The 17,611-nt window shown below is 58.0% G+C and carries 19 protein-coding genes and 1 riboswitch; of the genes, 5 read left to right on the top strand and 14 right to left on the bottom strand.

Annotated elements, in window-relative coordinates; genetic code table 11:
- The first annotated feature begins 66 nt into the window (after positions 1-66).
- Positions 67-984, top strand: a complete 918-nt coding sequence (locus ACR0K5_RS17295) for a hypothetical protein (protein WP_480630895.1) — start codon at positions 67-69, stop codon at positions 982-984.
- Positions 985-1,008: 24 nt separating this feature from the next.
- Entirely contained in the window at positions 1,009-2,565 is a 1,557-nt protein-coding gene (locus tag ACR0K5_RS17290) for a phosphate ABC transporter substrate-binding/OmpA family protein (RefSeq protein WP_480630894.1), read from the top strand.
- 3 nt (positions 2,566-2,568) lie between these two features.
- Here ACR0K5_RS17290 and radC read toward each other — a convergent pair whose 3' ends face one another.
- The 13 genes from radC to dnaK all read right to left on the bottom strand — a co-directional run bounded on the left by radC (position 2,569) and on the right by dnaK (position 14,239).
- Positions 2,569-3,324: a RadC family protein gene (radC, locus tag ACR0K5_RS17285; protein WP_480630893.1), complete on the bottom strand. Its 756-nt coding sequence runs from the start codon at positions 3,322-3,324 to the stop codon at positions 2,569-2,571.
- A 35-nt stretch (positions 3,325-3,359) separates the two neighbouring features.
- Positions 3,360-4,094, bottom strand: a complete 735-nt coding sequence (locus ACR0K5_RS17280) for an ABC transporter permease (protein WP_480630892.1) — start codon at positions 4,092-4,094, stop codon at positions 3,360-3,362.
- Positions 4,091-4,819, bottom strand: a complete 729-nt coding sequence (locus ACR0K5_RS17275) for an ABC transporter ATP-binding protein (RefSeq protein WP_480630891.1) — start codon at positions 4,817-4,819, stop codon at positions 4,091-4,093. The genes ACR0K5_RS17280 and ACR0K5_RS17275 overlap by 4 nt, the downstream gene beginning before the upstream one ends.
- Complete coding sequence (gene tenA / locus ACR0K5_RS17270; RefSeq protein ID WP_480630890.1) at positions 4,816-5,490, bottom strand: thiaminase II; 675 nt, start codon at positions 5,488-5,490, stop codon at positions 4,816-4,818. The genes ACR0K5_RS17275 and tenA overlap by 4 nt, the downstream gene beginning before the upstream one ends.
- Positions 5,487-6,422, bottom strand: a complete 936-nt coding sequence (locus ACR0K5_RS17265) for an ABC transporter substrate-binding protein (RefSeq protein ID WP_480630889.1) — start codon at positions 6,420-6,422, stop codon at positions 5,487-5,489. The genes tenA and ACR0K5_RS17265 overlap by 4 nt, the downstream gene beginning before the upstream one ends.
- 18 nt (positions 6,423-6,440) lie before the next feature.
- The gene (locus ACR0K5_RS17260) at positions 6,441-7,406 is read right to left on the bottom strand and encodes a ThiF family adenylyltransferase (RefSeq protein ID WP_480630888.1); all 966 of its coding nucleotides are present in this window, start codon (positions 7,404-7,406) and stop codon (positions 6,441-6,443) included.
- Positions 7,403-7,999 carry a thiamine phosphate synthase gene (locus tag ACR0K5_RS17255; protein ID WP_480630887.1) on the bottom strand — a complete coding sequence of 199 codons (597 nt, stop codon included), beginning with the start codon at positions 7,997-7,999 and terminating at the stop codon, positions 7,403-7,405. Before ACR0K5_RS17255 ends, ACR0K5_RS17260 begins: the two co-directional genes overlap by 4 nt.
- A complete protein-coding gene (locus tag ACR0K5_RS17250) occupies positions 7,996-8,760 on the bottom strand; it encodes a thiazole synthase (protein WP_480630886.1) in 765 nt (254 codons plus the stop codon). The genes ACR0K5_RS17255 and ACR0K5_RS17250 overlap by 4 nt, the downstream gene beginning before the upstream one ends.
- A 2-nt stretch (positions 8,761-8,762) precedes the next feature.
- Complete coding sequence (gene thiS, locus ACR0K5_RS17245) at positions 8,763-8,957, bottom strand: sulfur carrier protein ThiS (RefSeq protein WP_480630885.1); 195 nt, start codon at positions 8,955-8,957, stop codon at positions 8,763-8,765.
- Positions 8,941-9,918: a glycine oxidase ThiO gene (gene thiO / locus ACR0K5_RS17240; protein WP_480630884.1), complete on the bottom strand. Its 978-nt coding sequence runs from the start codon at positions 9,916-9,918 to the stop codon at positions 8,941-8,943. The genes thiS and thiO overlap by 17 nt, the downstream gene beginning before the upstream one ends.
- Positions 9,915-10,718: a bifunctional hydroxymethylpyrimidine kinase/phosphomethylpyrimidine kinase gene (gene thiD, locus ACR0K5_RS17235; protein WP_480630883.1), complete on the bottom strand. Its 804-nt coding sequence runs from the start codon at positions 10,716-10,718 to the stop codon at positions 9,915-9,917. The genes thiO and thiD overlap by 4 nt, the downstream gene beginning before the upstream one ends.
- Positions 10,719-10,762: 44 nt before the next feature.
- Positions 10,763-10,868, bottom strand: a riboswitch (TPP riboswitch).
- A 240-nt stretch (positions 10,869-11,108) separates the two neighbouring features.
- The gene (gene dnaJ, locus ACR0K5_RS17230; protein ID WP_480630882.1) at positions 11,109-12,257 is read right to left on the bottom strand and encodes a molecular chaperone DnaJ; all 1,149 of its coding nucleotides are present in this window, start codon (positions 12,255-12,257) and stop codon (positions 11,109-11,111) included.
- A 74-nt stretch (positions 12,258-12,331) separates the two neighbouring features.
- Positions 12,332-14,239 carry a molecular chaperone DnaK gene (gene dnaK / locus ACR0K5_RS17225; RefSeq protein ID WP_480630881.1) on the bottom strand — a complete coding sequence of 636 codons (1,908 nt, stop codon included), beginning with the start codon at positions 14,237-14,239 and terminating at the stop codon, positions 12,332-12,334.
- 212 nt (positions 14,240-14,451) lie between these two features.
- Between dnaK and ACR0K5_RS17220 the strand changes: the two genes are divergently transcribed.
- On the top strand, positions 14,452-15,054 hold the full coding sequence (locus ACR0K5_RS17220; RefSeq protein ID WP_480630880.1) for an alpha-ketoglutarate-dependent dioxygenase AlkB family protein: 603 nt from the start codon (positions 14,452-14,454) through the stop codon (positions 15,052-15,054).
- On the opposite strand, the gene ACR0K5_RS17215 is transcribed toward ACR0K5_RS17220, so the two are convergent.
- A complete protein-coding gene (locus tag ACR0K5_RS17215) occupies positions 15,051-15,875 on the bottom strand; it encodes an ABC transporter permease (protein ID WP_480630879.1) in 825 nt (274 codons plus the stop codon). The genes ACR0K5_RS17220 and ACR0K5_RS17215 overlap by 4 nt on opposite strands.
- Positions 15,876-15,997: 122 nt before the next feature.
- On the opposite strand from ACR0K5_RS17215, the gene cysQ reads away from it, so the two are divergent.
- Together cysQ and ACR0K5_RS17205 are read left to right on the top strand one after the other, a co-directional pair.
- The gene (gene cysQ / locus ACR0K5_RS17210; protein ID WP_480630878.1) at positions 15,998-16,795 is read left to right on the top strand and encodes a 3'(2'),5'-bisphosphate nucleotidase CysQ; all 798 of its coding nucleotides are present in this window, start codon (positions 15,998-16,000) and stop codon (positions 16,793-16,795) included.
- Complete coding sequence (locus ACR0K5_RS17205; RefSeq protein ID WP_480630877.1) at positions 16,795-17,595, top strand: 3-deoxy-manno-octulosonate cytidylyltransferase family protein; 801 nt, start codon at positions 16,795-16,797, stop codon at positions 17,593-17,595. The genes cysQ and ACR0K5_RS17205 overlap by 1 nt, the downstream gene beginning before the upstream one ends.
- Positions 17,596-17,611: the final 16 nt, after the last annotated feature.

Here is a 17,611-nt window from a genome sequence, read left to right as displayed (position 1 = left end):
GCGGCCACAAATTGGCCGCGATTCGTGGCGAGAGTGCGATTTGCTCCTTCAACTGGGGAGGGTGTTTTGTTTGTAGTTCGAAACTACGTGACCATGTGCGGAACGGTCGCTTGTGCGTTGGGCATAGGCTATCTGATGCAAAACGGATCAACTGCGCAGCCTGCCAGCGCGCAGGAGGGTGTCGTTGTTGCGTCTGCATCTGAACAGTCCTCGGTTCTGTCGGGACTGGATGGTATCGTACCGACTTCGGCTACGGCCTCTGACACGGTTCCGGTAAATACCGCGCCCGTGTCCCGTTCTATTCCGGCGACCCCCAGACCTTCTGATTGCAGTATCAGCGCGCGTGCTGTTGCAATTCCCGGCGCGATGGCGCGTCTGTCACTCAAAGCGCCGTGCCACAAGAACGAGCGGGTTGAAGTTCATCATAGCGGACTGACGGTAAGCCAGAAAACCAACGACTCTGGTGCTCTGGACATGACAATCCCGGCACTTTCGGAATATGCGATTTTCCTGATTTCATTTGAAAATGAAACTGGCACGGTCGCCACCACTCACGTTACCGATATTGCCGAGTATGATCGCGTCGCCCTGCAATGGCGGGGTGATACCGAACTGCAGATTCACGCGTTGGAGTTTGGTGCAAGCTATGGCAGCAGCGGCCACGTGTGGGATGATACCTCGGCAAATGGCGCAGGAGAGGTCCTGCGACTGGGTCAGGCGGGTCTGGGTGACGCTCAGAATATCGAGGTGTATTCCTTTCCTGCAGGCGCGTCGGATCAGTCCGGCATCATCGACCTGACGGTCGAAGCTGAAGTGACCGAGGCCAATTGCGGGCGCACGCTGAACGTGCAGGCACTGGAACTTCTTTCGGACCGCCGCCTGCGGTCGCGCGACATGTCCCTAACCCTTCCGGATTGTTCACAAGCCGGTGAGTTTCTGGTGTTGAATAATCTGCTCTCAGACCTGACAATTGCGGCAAAGTAATCCGCAGGCAGGCTCGACTCTCTTATGACATTTTTTCGTGCGGCTATGACCGCGCTGTTTTCAGTTGCAGTTGCGACCGGCGTTGTGGCGCAGGATATCACTCTGACCTCGCATGACGGCCAGGTTGAAGTAACGGGCAACCTGCTGGGATATGACGGCGAATTCTACCGCGTTGATACGCAGTTTGGTGAGTTGACCGTGGATGGCTCGGGCGTCACCTGTGACGGGCCCGCCTGCCCCAGTCTGACGGATTTCGTAGCCGAGTTGCGGTTTTCCGGGTCATCTGTGATGGCCGAAACGGTCTTACCCGCCCTGATCATCGGCTTTGCCCGGCAGGAAGGCCTAACCGCGACACCTGCTCGCGTGGATTCGAACTCCTTTGTTTATGAGCTGCATCAGACTGATCGCCAGGCCCCGTTGGCACGGTTCTTCTTTGACGTTGGTACGACGGATCAAGGTTTTTCCGATCTGATCGAGGATCAGACGGATATCGTGATGGCTTTACGCGAGGTGCGCGAAGCTGAACAGGAGGCAGCCGAAGCCACCGGGCTGGGTGATCTGAAACGGACGCGACGATCCAGGGTTATTGCATTGGACGCCATAGTTCCGGTGGTGGCCATGGATAGCGTGATACATCAAATCTCGCTCGCCGATTTGGCGCGCGTTTTGTCCGGTGAAATCGACAACTGGGTTGACTTGGGCGGACCAGATGCGCCGATAGCATTGCATACGCCGGATGCCGGGTCCGGACTTGCGCAGGCAGTCGAGGATCAGATCCTGAAAACCGCTGGTGTGGGTATGGCTGAAAACGCGATCCACCACGCCCGCGCGAGCGATCTGATCGAGGCTGTCGCCAAAGATCCGTTTTCCATCGGAATCGCCAGTAAGGCGTCGGCTGATAACACTCGAGCCTTACCGTTGACCGGTGGGTGCGGGCATCCACTGGCCGCGACCCGTCAATCGATCAAGACCGAAGACTATCCGCTGAACCTGCCAATGTTTCTCTATCTGCCTGAACGCCGCCTACCACGGATCGCACGGCAGTTTCTGGCTTACAGCCTGAGCTCTGAGGCCCAGATGACAATTCGTGACGCAGGTTACGTGGATCAATCGCCCGAAATCTTGCCGGTTGGCGTACAAGGCGACCGACTTGCTAATGCCGTTACCACCGGCGGGTCCGAGGTTGGGTTAGAGGAGCTTCAGCGCATGATCGAAACTCTGCGCCCCTTGTCGCGCCTGTCCCTTTCGGTTCGGTTCGAGCCCGGATCATCCCGCCCCGACGCTCGATCGCGTTCCAACATTCAACAGCTGGCGCACATGCTAGAAGCCGGAACGCTGAAGGCGCGTACACTGGTGTTTGCCGGCTTCAGTGACGGTGACGGCGGGGCTGCCACCAATGCCCGTATCGCCCTACGGCGCGCGCAAACCGTGCGGAACGCGGTATTGGCCGCAGCCGAAACGTCGATTCCTGACAGCATCGAAGTCTCCACCGAAGGGTTCGGCGAAGCAATGCCCATGGCCTGCGATGACAGCGAATGGGGCCGCAAGGTCAACCGACGGGTCGAAATCTGGGTGCGGTAGTCGTCACAGATACCCTTCGGACCGAAAGCTCAACTCGGTCGATTTTCCTATGATCAGGTGATCGTGCAGGGTCAGCCCCAGCGCCGAACAGGCATCCTGAACGCGATTGGTCATGTCGATATCCGACTGCGAAGGCGTCGGATCACCCGACGGATGGTTGTGCACCAGAATAAGGGCCGAGGCATTCAGTTCCAGCGCCCGTTTTGCCACCTCACGCGGGTAAACCGGTACGTGATCGACTGTGCCCTTGGCCTGTTCCTCATCCGCGATCAGCACGTTCTTGCGATCCAGATAGAACACGCGAAACTGCTCAATCTCGCGATGCGCCATTGTGGTGTGACAGTAATCCAGCAGCGCATCCCAGCCCGAGATCACATGCCGCTGCATTACCCGCGCGCGGGCCATCCGGTGGGCGCAGGCCTCGAGGATTTTGAGGTCTGTGATCACGGTATCACCCACACCCTTGATCTGCCGCAGCCGTTCCTCTGGCGCTGTCAACACGCGGTTGAAGTCACCAAAGGCATCCATAAGTGCCCGCGCCAACGGTTTCACATCCTGGCGGGGGATAGAGCGAAACAGCACCAATTCCAGCAGCTCATAATCCGGCATCGCCGCCGACCCGCCCGCCATGAACCGTTCGCGCAGCCGCTTACGATGGTCTTTGATATAGGAGGGTAATCGACCAGAAGGCAGCGGCTGCGCGGGCGCTTCGTCCGTATCAAACAGCATCGGGGCTTCGGCAAAGGCATCCTGTGTCATGAACCCACACTGACGCAGATTCGGTTTCTGATTGGTTAACGCGCCTCACCAGCCATGCGCGCAGTAGCACGGCGGACGGCCATATGGAGTACGATCGAGAAAACGCCCAGCGTCAGCATTGCCGCAAACATCAGATCGGTCTTGGCCCGCCCATTGGCCAGCAGCATCAGATAGCCCAGTCCCTGCGAAGAGCCGACCCATTCGCCAATCACCGCCCCGATCGGAGCATAGACGGCCGCCAACCGCATCCCCGAGGCCAGCGACGGCAAAGCAGCCGGAATTCGGATATGCCACAGCACGGCCCGCTTGCTGGCCTGCATGGTGCGGGCCAAATCGAGGTATCCGGGCGGTGTCCGCATCAGCCCATCAAAAAAGGACGAGGTGATCGGGAAATAGATAATCAGAACTGCCATGGCGACCTTGGACCAGAGCCCATATCCCAGCCACAATGTCAGCAGCGGGGCAAGCGCAAAGACCGGCAGTGCCTGCGTGAACACGAGCATAGGCTGTACCAACACGCGTGCGGCACGGGAGTTGGCCAGTTGTAACGCGGTAACAACACCCAACAGCGTCCCGCATGCAAGACCTATCACCACTTCAATGGCAGTGATCCATGTATGCTCGGCAATCAACCAACGGTTTTGCCACCATGTCTCCGCCACCAATGCAGGCCCCGGCAGAATAAATTTGGGCAAACCGGTCAAAGTCACGATCCCTTGCCAGATCGCCAAAGCGAACAGGGTGGCGGACAAAGCCGAGAGGTATTTCATGCCGCGCCCTCTCGCAGAAGCCGCAACAAGGCACCTTGGGTTTCCAGTGTCTCCAAATCATCCACGCTGCGCGGGGCCAAGGCACGCGGCGGATCGCACGGTGTCAATCCGTGTTCCGTCATGACGACAATGGATTGCCCTAAACGCGCAGCCTCCGCCGGGTCATGGGTCACAAGAAGGACAGTGCGGCCTTGCAAAGCTTCGGCGGCCAGTTCCTGCATATCAGCGCGGGTGCGGGCATCCAGCGCCGAAAAGGGTTCATCCAGCAATACGATAGGGCGATCTTCCATCAGCGTCCGTGCCAATGCGACGCGCTGACGTTGCCCACCGGATAACTCAGTTGGCTTTTTGTTCATATGATCCTGCAACCGCATACGTTTGATCAAACGATCGCGTCGATCCAGATCGACAGTTTCGCCGCGCAAACGTGCGCCCAGCGAGACGTTCTGCGCAACACTCGCCCAAGGCAGCAACAGATCATCCTGAGCCATGTAGGCAACGCGTTCCGTCACTGGCAACCTATCGCTGGCAGAAATCTGGCCAGCGAAGACGGCCCCGGTCTCAAGCCCGGCAATCAGTCGCAGAACCGTCGTCTTCCCCACGCCCGATCCACCCAGAAGACAGGTCCACTGCCCAGCTCCGAGGGTCAGGGTCAACGGCGCAAAAAGGCTCGCGTCGTCGATTGTGGCCGAACCGCTGATGGTCAGATCGGGCGCGGGGGTCATGGCGTCAGGCCCATTTGCCAGAAGTTGACTTCCAACTCAGTCGCCGTCCGGAAGGTTTGACACAGACGATGCCAGCGGGGAGATGCTTCAAAATCCGCCCCAATACGCCGTGTTAGAGCCGAATCCAACAACTCGCCGACCGCTTTACAGGCCCCTTGGTAGTCGTCACCAGCATAGGTGTTGATCCAGTCGCGATAAGTTTCGGAGGTCGCTTCTTCAGCTAATCTGACACCAATCTCGCCATAACCCATGACACAGGGGGTCAACGCCGCCAGCAGGTCAAGCAGATCACCGCTATACCCGGCCTCCAGCACAAAGCGGGTGTACGCAAGGTTCTCGGCCCGTTCGGGTGTGGCGAATAGCTTGTCCTGTGGGATACCGGCGGCTTCGCAGACGCCGATATGCAGCTTCATCTCTTCACTGATCAGCCCATTCACCGTGCGGGAGGCAGCCAGCATCTCCTCATGCGTTTCCGATTTCACCACCGCTAACGCCCAAGCGCGGCTGAAGTGGATCAGGAACACATAGTCCTGCCGTAGATAGTGCAGAAACGCCTCGCGCGGCAGGGTCCCATCCTTCATGCCTTCGACAAAAGCGTGGCGGGTATAGTCCCGCCACGGCCCCTGCGCCGTGTCACGCATCAGCGTGAATGCTTTGCCATAGTCGCTCATTGCGCTGTCACGTCGATGGTGACATCACTGACCGGATTGACACTGTCGATCATGCCGCTGTCGAACAGGAACTGCTCGAACCGTGCATAACGGCCCGCGTCAAAACCCGCGGGGCGCAGGGCAAAGCGGGTCAAAGTGTCGGTCCATGCGCGGGCGTTCAGCTCATCCTGCAGTTCAGGCGAAGTGCCCGAGAAGATTTCCCAGCTTTTTTTCGGGTTGTTGACGATATACTGGGTCGCTTTTTCGGTTGCGGCCAGGAAACGGGCAATCTTGTCGGCATCCGCAGTATCGGGGTTTGCGACGTAGATCAGCTCGTCATAAGACGGCACGCCTTCTTCCTCGATATAAAAACACTTACCCGGATGGCCTTCGATGTCCATCTGGTTCAGCTCAAAGTTGCGATAGGCCCCGATAACCGCGTCCACCTGCCCTGACATGACTGACGGGCCAAGCGAAAAGTTAACGTTGATCAGTTCGACATCGCTCAGCGAAACGTCATATTTTCCGAGAACAGCGCCAAGAACCGCTTCTTCAACACCGGCGACCGAAAACCCGATCTTTTTTCCTTTGAGGTCTGCGGGTGTCTTGATCGGGCCGTCTTTCATGACCAGCAGACAATTCAGCGGGGTGGCGACCAGCGTGCCAACGCGCTTCAGCGGCAGGCCCTCATGGATCTGCAGGTGCAGTTGCGGCTGGTAGGACACCGCCAGATCGGCCTGACCAGCAGCTACCAGACGCGGTGGAGCAGATGGGTCTGCGGGCGGTACGATCTCGACCTCAAGCCCCTGCTCGGCGAAATATCCGTTTTCCTGTGCCACGATGATTGGCCCATGGTCGGGGTTGATGAACCAATCCAGCAGGACGGTCATCTTGTCCTCGGCCCAGGCTGGCGCGGCGGCCAGTAGAGCGATGGCTGTCATTAGCTTTTTCATGTCTCGCGTTTCCTTTTCTTAGGAGGTTGAGGCCGCAACAAGGACAATCTCGCCCGGCCAATCTGGTTGAATCTGTTCGGCCGCGCGCCATGCACGCAGCCCTGTGGCGCAGCAAAGTGCCAGCCTTTTTCCTGTATTAGGCTCTATTTCGCGCAGTTTATCCGGTGATATGCGTATCGCGTTCGGGTGGGCTGGATCAGGTGCTTCTTCTTGGCTGCGCAGCTCGATAACCTGATCCGAATCTTTCAGTTGGCTTGCGGCCAAAAAGCGGAAACAGCTGTTCGGCTCAGGCGCGTCATCAAAGCGAAACCCGGTGCTGCGCAGGGTTCGTGCGTCATATTGCACCAACTGCCCAAGGGGCGAGGGATCAAGTCCAAGGATCAGGTTGAGCGCCATCTGCGCCTGCATGGCCCCGATTGCACCAACCACGGGGCCCAGAACACCCGCAGTGGCACAGCTGGCACCACTATCCGGTGCATCGGGAAATACAGCGCGCAGGGATGGAGCCCCACCGCAAAACCCACCCACATAGCCCAAAAGCCCCAGTACCGAGGCGCTGATCAGAGGTTTGCCCTGCGCCAGACAAGTATCCGACAAGATGTAGCTGGCCGCGTAGCTGTCAGCACAATCCAGAATGATATCGGCTTGCGACACCAGTCTTGGCGCATTTTCGTTGGTTAGAGCCTGATTCAAGCTGGTGACTTCGATCTCACTGTTCAGCGCGCCACAGCGGACGGCCGACGCTTCGGCCTTGGAATGCCCGCAATCGGCCTCGGAAAACAGTGTTTGACGATGCAGGTTCGACAGATCGACGGTATCACTGTCCATTACTGTTATCTGTCCCACCCCGGCCCCCGCCAAAAATGGCAGAACCGGTGCAGCCAGACCGCCCGCGCCCACGACCAGAATACGTGCCGCAGACAGGCGCGCCTGCCCTTGTGTCCCGACTTCGGGAAGAAGCATCTGGCGGACATATCGGCTCATCGCGTGACCTCAATCCACTCGCGTACTCGGGCTTCAGGGTCGGCGTTCAGAGTAATATCCGTTACAACCGAGACGATATCAGCCCCGGCCTCCAGCACGCCCGCTGCACGCTCGACGCTCATGCCGCCAATGCCCACCAGTGGTATGTCGCCAATCCGCGCTTTCCAATCGGTCACGCGAGGCAAACCCTGCTCATGCCATTTCATCTTTTTCAGGATGGTCGGATAGACCGGTCCCAGCGCCACGTAATCGGGATCCAGGGCCAGGACACGCTCAAGTTCATCATCATCATGAGTGGAAACACCCAATTTTAGACCCGCTTTTCGGATGGCTTTCAGATCAGCATCGTCCAGATCCTCTTGCCCCAGATGAATCCAATCACAGCCCAGATCAATGGCGTGTTGCCAGAAATCATTGATCACAAGGGCCGCCCCATGATCGCGGCACAAATCGCGCGAGACGGCAATCTGGTCGCGCACTACATCATCCGGCTGGTCCTTGACGCGCAGCTGCACCAATTTGATCCCCAGAGGCAGCATCCGCCGCAGCCAGGCTGAATGATCAAAGATCGGGTAAAAACGATCCAGCGTCATGACAGAAATGCCTTTCCTACAACAGGGGTAGAGGGTTCGGCCATATCGCGCGCCTCAATCGGGTCCGCCTGATGGGCCAACTGCCCGGCCAGCGTCGCCCGCGCCATTGCCTTGGCCATTAGAATGGGGTCTCCGGCGCGGGCGACAGCGGTGTTCAGCAGCACGGCGTCATAGCCCAACTCCATTGCATGGGCGGCATGGCTGGGCAGTCCAATGCCGGCATCCACTACCAGCGGTATGTTGGGGAACTCGGCTCGCATTGCACGCAGGGCGTACTCGTTGTTCAGACCGCGCCCGGACCCGATAGGCGCCCCCCAAGGCATCAAAACCTCGCACCCCGCTTCCAGCAGGCGTTCGCCGACGATCAGATCGTCAGTGGTGTAAGGGAACACCTGAAACCCGTCCTCGGTCAGGATGCGGGCAGCCTCGACCAGTTGGAACACGTCGGGTTGCAGGCTGTCCGTGTGACCAATGAGTTCCAGCTTGATCCATGGGGTCTCAAACACCTCTCGCGCCATATGGGCGGTGGTTACGGCCTCTTTCACCGTATGACAGCCTGCAGTGTTGGGCAGAATCAGAACACCCAACTCTCGGATCATATTCCAGAAAGTTTGGCCCGCACCGGATTCCCGCCGCAGGGATACAGTGGCAACCCCCGCACCGCTTTCGCGGAACGCCTGTTCCAGAATGGCAGGGCTGGGGTATTGCGCAGTGCCCAGCATCAACGGGTTTGACAATTCGGTGCCGTAAAACGTCTTCATCCTCAGCCCCCCTGCATTGGAGCGACAACCTCGACCCGGTCGCCTTCGGCCAGTTTGTGAGCGATGCGCAGGCTCGAGGGCACGAAATCCTCGTTGACGGCGGTGGCCACGCGACCCGAAAAGCCGCATTCTCCCAACAGCTCTGAAAGGGTTTCGGCGCGCACGTCGCGCGTCTCACCGTTAAGCACGATCTTCATCGACCATCTCCGAATGTGTATTGTCCAGCGCCAGATCCGCCACGCCCCGCGCCAATGCAGGTGCCAGCAGATAGCCATGACGATAGAGTCCGTTGGCAAAGATTGTCCGACCCAAGCGCCGGATACGCGGCAGGTTATCCGGGAAAGCAGGGCGCAGATCGACACCGATTTCCAGAACCTCAGCCTCACCAAAAGCCGGGTTCACGGCATAGGCCGCGCTGAGCAGCTCCAGCATCGAACGGGCAGTGATGCGGCTGCTATCCTCAGATTCAATCATGGTCGCACCCAACATATAGACACCGTCACCACGCGGAACGATGTAAAGCGGCATCCGAGGGTGCAGCAAACGCACCGGTCGCGTCAGTTCGACATCAGGGCAGCGAATGACCAGCATCTCACCCTTCACGCCGCGCAGGTCATGAAGGTATTCACGCGCGTGAAGACCGCGGCAGTCTATGGCATTGTCCAACTGGGCGGGTGCCAGTTTTCGATGGAATTCCACACCCTGACCTTGCAAATGACGATACAGATCGCGCAGCGCCTGACGCGGATCCAAATGAGCTTCGCGTTCGAAATACAAGCCTTTGCCAAACCCAGCCAGATCAGGCTCTAACTCAGCGAGTTTTGTACGATCAACCTCGGCAAACCCCTCAGTTCGACGTGCGAACCGACGCAAATCCGGCAGATCGCGGGCGCTTGCAACAACAAGTGTCCCTCGTCGGTGCACCTCGGTGTATTGAGCCCACCAATCGATCGCATCCTGACCCAATCGCAAAACCGGCTCTTCCGCGTTCTCATATTCACACCATGGGGCCAGCATTCCGCCAGCCCACCAAGAACACCCGTGCGGGCCCGGTGTGCCACCCGGATCAAAAACCTGAACCCCGGCACCCCGCGAAACGAGCTCACTGGCGACCGCCAGGCCCGCAACTCCGGCACCTATGACCGACCACACTGTCATGAGGGCCAAATCCGATGGAAATGATGCACGGGACCATGGCCGGAACCGATATTCAACTCATCCGCCCGCGCGATGGCGCCTTGCAGATAGTCATGCGCCTGCGCGACTGCGTGTCGTAGTGTCAGGCCCTTGGCCAAACCGGCGGTGATCGACGACGACAAGGTGCACCCTGTCCCATGCGTGTTTTTGGTGTCCTGACGCGGGGCTTGAAACTCAGCCACGGTACCCGAAGGATCGATCAGTAAATCGTGGCAGATTTCACCAGATCCGTGGCCACCTTTTATCAAAACAGCGCCCGCGCCCAGCGCGCACAAAGCCTGGCCTTGTTCAGCCATCTCTTCCCGCGATTCTGCGGCTTGCGCTTTCAGCAGGCATGCCGCCTCGGGCAGGTTCGGTGTCAGTACCGTCGCCCTTGGCAACAACACATCCCGCAGCGTCTGGATCGCCTCCTGCGCCAGCAGAGCGTCGCCGGATTTTGCGATCATGACAGGGTCAAGAACCACAGGACCTTCGAACCCCGCCAATCCCCGGGCGACAGTGTGGATGATCTTCGGTGTCGCCAGCATGCCGATTTTGACAGCTTTTACGTCCAGATCACTCAGAACCGCATCAATTTGGGCGGCAATGATGTCCAGCGGAATCCCATGCACTGCTGTAACGGCCGTTGTGTTTTGCGCCGTAACGGCGGTGATAACGCTTGCGCCAAAAACACCCAGAGCCGACATGGCCTTGAGGTCAGCCTGAATCCCCGCACCACCACCGCTATCAGATCCTGCTATGGTAAGTGCAATTGTCACCATATCGTTGCTCCATCTTCTTTGGGCAACGAGGTAAGGAAAACGTCTGTGTTCTTAAGACCGTTCCCTACGCCGGAATTGCCCGGATCAGGTTCGATGGGTTAACGCGGTTGCGCCTCTCAGCCCTTTCACAGGGCACCCCAACGGTTGGAGCGGACAATCTCAGGGTCGACAGTCGGAATCAAGACTCAATTTACCAGATGTATTGCCACTTCGGGCCATCCGATAAGGCCAAAATACACATCTTGGAAAGCCTTCCTGGCCTCAGTATTACGCATCGACAAGCTATTGGCCGGATGAAGATCGGGTTCCCCTCCAACATCTGGCCACAAAAGTCTTCGGGGAGTCGCCCGGTACGGATGACGGGGGCAGAGCCCCCGACAGCGTGCGTTTCTAGCTTTTCATTCCGTCCCAGAAGGACTTAACGGACGAAAAGAAGCTCTTTGATTCCGGGTGGTTATCCTCACCCAGATCATCGAACTCTCGCAGCAGTTCTTTCTGGCGGCTGGTCAGGTTGACGGGGGTTTCCACCGCCAATTCGATAAACATGTCGCCGATACCACCACCACGTAGCGCAGGCATGCCTTTGCCACGCAGGCGCATTTGCCGGCCCGACTGGCTTCCGGCTGGAATCTGAACGCGGCCGCGCCCGCCGTCAATGGTTGGAACCTCGATCGACCCGCCCAGCGCCGCCTTGGCCATGCTGACCGGCACACGGCAGTAAAGGTTCACGCTGTCGCGTTCGAACAGTCTGTGTTCGGATACTTCCACGAAAATATAGAGGTCTCCCGGAGGGCCACCTCGCATTCCGGCCTCACCCTCGCCCGCCAGACGAATTCGCGTTCCGGTTTCAACACCAGCAGGGATGTTCACCGACAAAGCACGGTCTTTTTCGACGCGGCCAGCACCCTGGCAAGACTTGCAAGGGTTCTTGACAATCTGACCCAGCCCCGAACAGGTCGGGCAAGTCCGTTCGACGGTAAAGAAGCCCTGTTGTGCCCGCACTTTCCCCATGCCCGAACAGGTGGGGCAGGATGTGGGTTCAACGCCACCTTCAGCCCCGGTGCCGTCACAAGACGAACAAGCCACAGCAGTTGGCACGTTTATGGTTTTCTGCAGGCCCGAGAACGCCTCTTCCAGCGTCACACGCAGGTTATAGCGCAGGTCCGAACCGCGCGCGGCGCGACGTCCACCGCCACCCCGCTGACCACCCATGAAATCACCGAACAGGTCGTCAAACACATCCGAGAATGCGCTGGAGAAGTCGCCTTGTCCGCCAAAGCCGCCGCCAGGACGACCGCCGCCTCCCATGCCGTTTTCAAATGCGGCATGGCCAAAGCGATCGTAAGCGGCCTTGCGTTCTGCATCTTTCAAAACGTCATAGGCTTCGTTCGCTTCCTTGAACTGCGCCTCGGCATCCGGGTTGTCCTTGTTGCGGTCGGGATGCAATTCCTTGGCTTTCTTGCGAAAGCCTTTCTTGATCTCGTCCGCCGATGCGCCTTTGGACACGCCGAGCACATCGTAGTAGTCGCGTTTTGACATCAGTTTTTCCTTCTGCCTCAACGTAATCGGGCCGGCCCGGCAACCGGACCGGCCCGCATTGGCCCGGTTAGCCGTTAGTTACGCTTGTCGTCGTCCAGATCTTCGAACTCGGCATCGACAATGTCATCGTCACCCGGTGCGGCATCGGCTGCCGCCGGCTCATCGTCACCTTCTTCGGCTTGCGCCTTGTAGATGGCTTCGCCCAGCTTCATGGCGGCTTCGGTGACGTTCTGGATGCCCGACTTGATCTTGTCGGCATTTTCAGTTTCCAGTTCGTCCTTCAGCGCGGCGATTGCCAGTTCAATAGCTTCGATGGTGGTCGGGTCGACCTTGTCGGCATGCTCTTCCATCGACTTCTCAGTCGAATGGATGAGGCTTTCTGCCTGGTTCTTGGCGTCGACCAGCTCGCGGCGTTCCTTGTCGGCTTCCGCGTTCTCTTCGGCGTCCTTGACCATCTTGTCGATGTCCTCGTCGGACAGACCGCCCGATGCCTGGATGGTGATCTTCTGCTCTTTGCCGGTGCCTTTGTCCTTGGCCGAAACCGAGACAATGCCGTTGGCGTCGATATCGAAGGTCACCTCGATCTGAGGCATGCCGCGCGGTGCCGGCGGGATGTCTTCGAGGTTGAACTGACCCAGGATCTTGTTGTCCGCAGCCATTTCACGCTCACCCTGGAACACGCGGATGGTTACGGCGTTCTGGTTGTCCTCGGCGGTCGAGAAGACCTGAGATTTCTTGGTCGGGATCGTGGTGTTGCGGTCGATCAGACGAGTGAACACGCCACCCAGCGTCTCGATCCCCAGCGACAGCGGGGTCACGTCCAGCAGAACAACGTCTTTGACGTCGCCTTGCAGAACACCGGCCTGAATGGCGGCGCCCATTGCAACGACTTCGTCCGGGTTCACACCTTTGTGCGGCTCTTTACCGAAGAATTTGGTGACCTCTTCGATCACTTTCGGCATCCGGGTCATACCACCGACCAGAACAACCTCATCCACATCAGCAGCGGAAAGACCAGCGTCTTTCAGAGCAGCCTGACAAGGCTTCATCGACTTCTTGATCAGGTCGCCAACCAGCGATTCCAGCTTGGCACGGGTCAGCTTCATGACCATGTGCAGGGGTTGACCGTTGGCACCCATCGAGATGAACGGCTGGTTGATTTCGGTCTGCGAGGTCGAGGACAGCTCGATCTTGGCTTTTTCAGCGGCTTCCTTCAGGCGCTGCAGTGCCATCTTGTCGCTGGACAGATCGACACCGTGTTCCTTTTTGAACTCGTCCGCCAGGTAGTTGACGATGCGCATGTCAAAATCTTCACCACCCAGGAAGGTGTCACCGTTGGTCGATTTGACCTCGAACAGGCCATCGTCGATTTCCAGAATTGTCACGTCGAAAGTACCGCCACCAAGGTCATAGACCGCGATGGTTTGGGTTTCTTCCTTGTCCAGACCATAGGCCAGCGCAGCAGCCGTCGGTTCGTTGATGATCCGCAGCACTTCCAGACCGGCGATTTTACCGGCGTCTTTGGTGGCCTGACGCTGAGCATCGTTGAAATATGCCGGAACGGTGATCACGGCCTGCGTGACTTCCTCACCCAGATAGCTCTCGGCGGTTTCTTTCATCTTGCCCAGAGTGAAGGCCGAGATTTGGCTTGGGGAGTACTTTTCTCCGCGGGCTTCGACCCATGCGTCACCATTGCCACCATTAACGATGGCGTAGGGCACCATTTTCTTGTCTTTTTCGACTTCTGCATCATCCACACGACGACCGATCAGGCGCTTGACACCAAAGATCGTGTTGTCGGGGTTGGTGACCGCCTGACGTTTTGCAGGCTGACCGACCAGTCGCTCATCTTCGGTGAAGGCAACGATCGAGGGCGTGGTCCGCGCCCCTTCGGCGTTTTCGATGACCTTCGGCTGCGAGCCATCCATGATGGCCACACACGAGTTGGTGGTTCCGAGGTCAATCCCGATTACTTTTCCCATTTTTGCAATCCCTTTCTCTTCAAGGCGATGTCCCGAGGGCCGGACCCGTTACGGCATCCCGTCCCCGATCTGATGTGCGCGACAGCACTACCATCGCGCGTCCCGGCGTATATAAGGGCGAGACCAGAGGCCTGCAAGCACCGTAAAACGCAGGTTTTCGGGAATCTGAGGTCTTTTTTGGCAAGGAATTGGAAAGGATTGGGGTTTCCGGAATGACGCGAGTGATTTTGCGAGGGTTCGAAATCAGAAAAGGCTATCTTGATCCTGCCGCCCAGGCACAGGTGATCGCAGCCCTGCGACCGATTCTGAAAGCCGCACCCTTGTTTCGACCCGTCACGCCTTCGGGCAAAGAGATGTCGGTGCGGATGACCTCGGCCGGGGATCTGGGTTGGGTGACCGACAAGGCAGGCTACCGCTATCAGGGCGAGCACCCGAAAGGCGGGGTCTGGCCTGAAATCCCACCCGTCATACTTGATATCTGGCGGGATCTGATCAGTACCGAGCGCACGCCGGATTGCTGTTTGATCAACTACTATGCAGAAGGCGCCAAGATGGGCCTGCATCAGGACAAAGACGAGGCAGATTTTTCCTGGCCGGTTCTGTCAGTTTCCCTGGGCGATGACGCCCTGTTCCGGATCGGCAACACCACACGCGGCGGCAAGACAGAATCGATCTGGCTTGGCTCGGGCGATGTGGTGATCATGGGCGGCCCGGCACGGCTGGCCTATCACGGGGTCGACCGGATCAGATACGGATCATCCCGGTTGTTGCCAAAAGGCGGGCGGATCAACCTGACGCTGCGGGTCGCACGTTAGCGGCGCGCGTTCCAGCTTTGCGAAACGTGCTGGCGGGTGAAAAACTCACCCATCAGGCCGATCATCAACAGGGCGATCCCGACCCATAGTGCGTATTCCCAACTTGTGTTTCGCGGAAAATAGTTTCGGAATATGAAGCCGCGACACTGATCGATAATATGAAACAGCGGGTTCCAGGCGAACATCATCAGCAACCCGCCGCCCAGTGTGTTTGCAACGAACATTTTTCCTGAAAACACCATGTTCAGACGACGATAGATGTTGGTGAGCATTCCAACAGTTGTTGGAAACCACGGCTTCAGTGCCATGAACACCAAACCTACAGCACATCCGGTAAACCAGGCCAGCATTAGCATTGCAAAAGCACCGCCAGGATCCTGAACCTCAATCGGGGCGACCGCGACGCTATAGATAAACAGGATCACAAACATGGCCAGCAACTGCTTGTAAAGAACACCGAGCGCCGCAGATAGGATCGTGACCATCACATTCATTGGTGAATGCAGCATCATCGGATTGTTCGCGGACCCGACTCCTGAAATCGCACCTATTGACTGGATATGCAGCATGAACGGGAAAACGCCGGACAGAACATACAGCAGAAACTCACCCCTGATCTTGGGGATACCGCCCCGACCCATCAATGACATGAGCAGGTAGAATGTAGTTCCCATCACGACGAGTTGCAGGACATTGATAAGGATGGCGACCACCGCATTCGGATGTTGCGAGCGCACCTTTCGCACGGTGGCATGGAACACCAGCTCAGCCGTCGTGAATGCGCCGCCCAGCAGCGTTTGATTGCGCTTGAAATAGAACATTCGAAGGGTCTTTTCTGCTTCGCCGCCTCTAAACTGGCATGAATATCTTGCCGTTCCGTAACCGCCGCATCATAAGTCGATCGCGAATTTGGATCAACAAACCACAGGAACGGAGCATTTTTGTGACCTACGACACGCTTATTCCCGTCATCCGACGACTGGCTCTGGAGGCAGGCGACAAGATTATGGAAATCTACGAGGCGGATGATTTCGATGTCAAAGTCAAATCCGACTCCAGCCCTGTGACCGAGGCAGACGAAGCCGCCGATGCACTGATTTCGGCAGGGTTGCGTGAAGCATTCCCCGATATCCTTCTGGTCACCGAAGAACAGGCCGCGTCACATTCGGAAAAAGGCGATACTTTCCTGATTGTTGACCCGCTGGATGGTACCAAGGAATTTATCAACCGCCGCGGTGACTTCACCGTCAACATCGCGCTGGTCGAGAGCGGAGTGCCCACCCGGGGTGTGGTCTATGCCCCGGCAAGAGGCCGCATGTTCTTCACGCAGGCAGACGGTCGCGCTGTCGAGGAAACAGGTGCATTCGACAAGAATGCGACTGGACCGTTGGCAGATATATCAGTCTCTGATCCGGACAATTCCCAGCTTATGGTCGTGGCTTCAAAATCCCACAGGGATCAAGCCACCGAAGATTACATCAACAAGTACCAGGTGAAGGACAGCAAAAGCGCAGGGTCTTCGCTCAAATTCTGTCTGGTCGCCACAGGTGAGGCAGATATCTATCCGCGCGTGGGGCGCACAATGGAATGGGATACGGCGGCTGGCCACGCAGTCTTGGCCGGAGCCGGCGGTCAGGTTGTGCGGTTTGACGATCATTCGCCCCTCCTTTATGGCAAAGAAGGCTATGCCAACCCGTTTTTTATCGCTTACGCCCCGGGTGTTGAGCTGAAGGAGGCTTGATGTCAGTTCTGATCGCCATTCCCGCCCGCTATGCCTCGACCCGCTATCCCGGCAAGCCTTTGGTGCCTCTGACCGGCGCAAAAGGGGACGCCATGACATTGATAGAACGGTCTTGGCGTGCGGCCAAGTCTGTCTCGGGCGTCGATCGGGTTGTCGTCGCAACGGATGATGATCGTATCCGCGAGGTGTCCGAGGGCTTTGGGGCCGAAGTCGTTATGACTTCTGAAAATTGTCAGAACGGTACCGAACGCTGCGCAGAAGCGCATAAAGTTCTGGGCGGTGGCTATGAGATCGTGGTCAACCTGCAGGGTGATGCGCCTCTGACGCCGCATTGGTTTGTCGAAGACCTGATCTCGGGACTGCGCGCAGCCCCGGAAGCTGGCATTGCCACCCCGGTATTACGTTGCGACGGCAATGCATTAAACAGCCTGCTGAACGACCGCAGGCATGACCGTGTGGGCGGTACGACGGCAGTGTTCGGGCGCGATCACAGTGCGATGTATTTCTCAAAAGAGGTCGTGCCCTTTACGTCTGAGACATACTCGGGCGACGATCCGACCCCTGTGTTTCACCATGTTGGCGTCTACGCCTATCGACCCGATCCCCTGGCGGCGTATCCCGGTTGGCCGACCGGGCCGCTGGAGCAGTTGGAAGGCCTGGAACAGCTCAGGTTCATGGAAAACGGGCGCAAGGTTCTGTGCGTCGAGGTGGAAGCCAAGGGCCGTCAGTTCTGGGAACTGAACAACCCGCAGGACGTGCCCAAGATCGAAGAGATGATGGCAGCCATGGGGCTGGAGTAACCTCTTTTCCCCATGA

It is taken from the genome of Ruegeria sp. AB9 (assembly GCF_056542585.1).
Note: the sequence above shows the minus strand (reverse complement) of the source record. Positions and strands in the feature narration are given on the sequence as shown.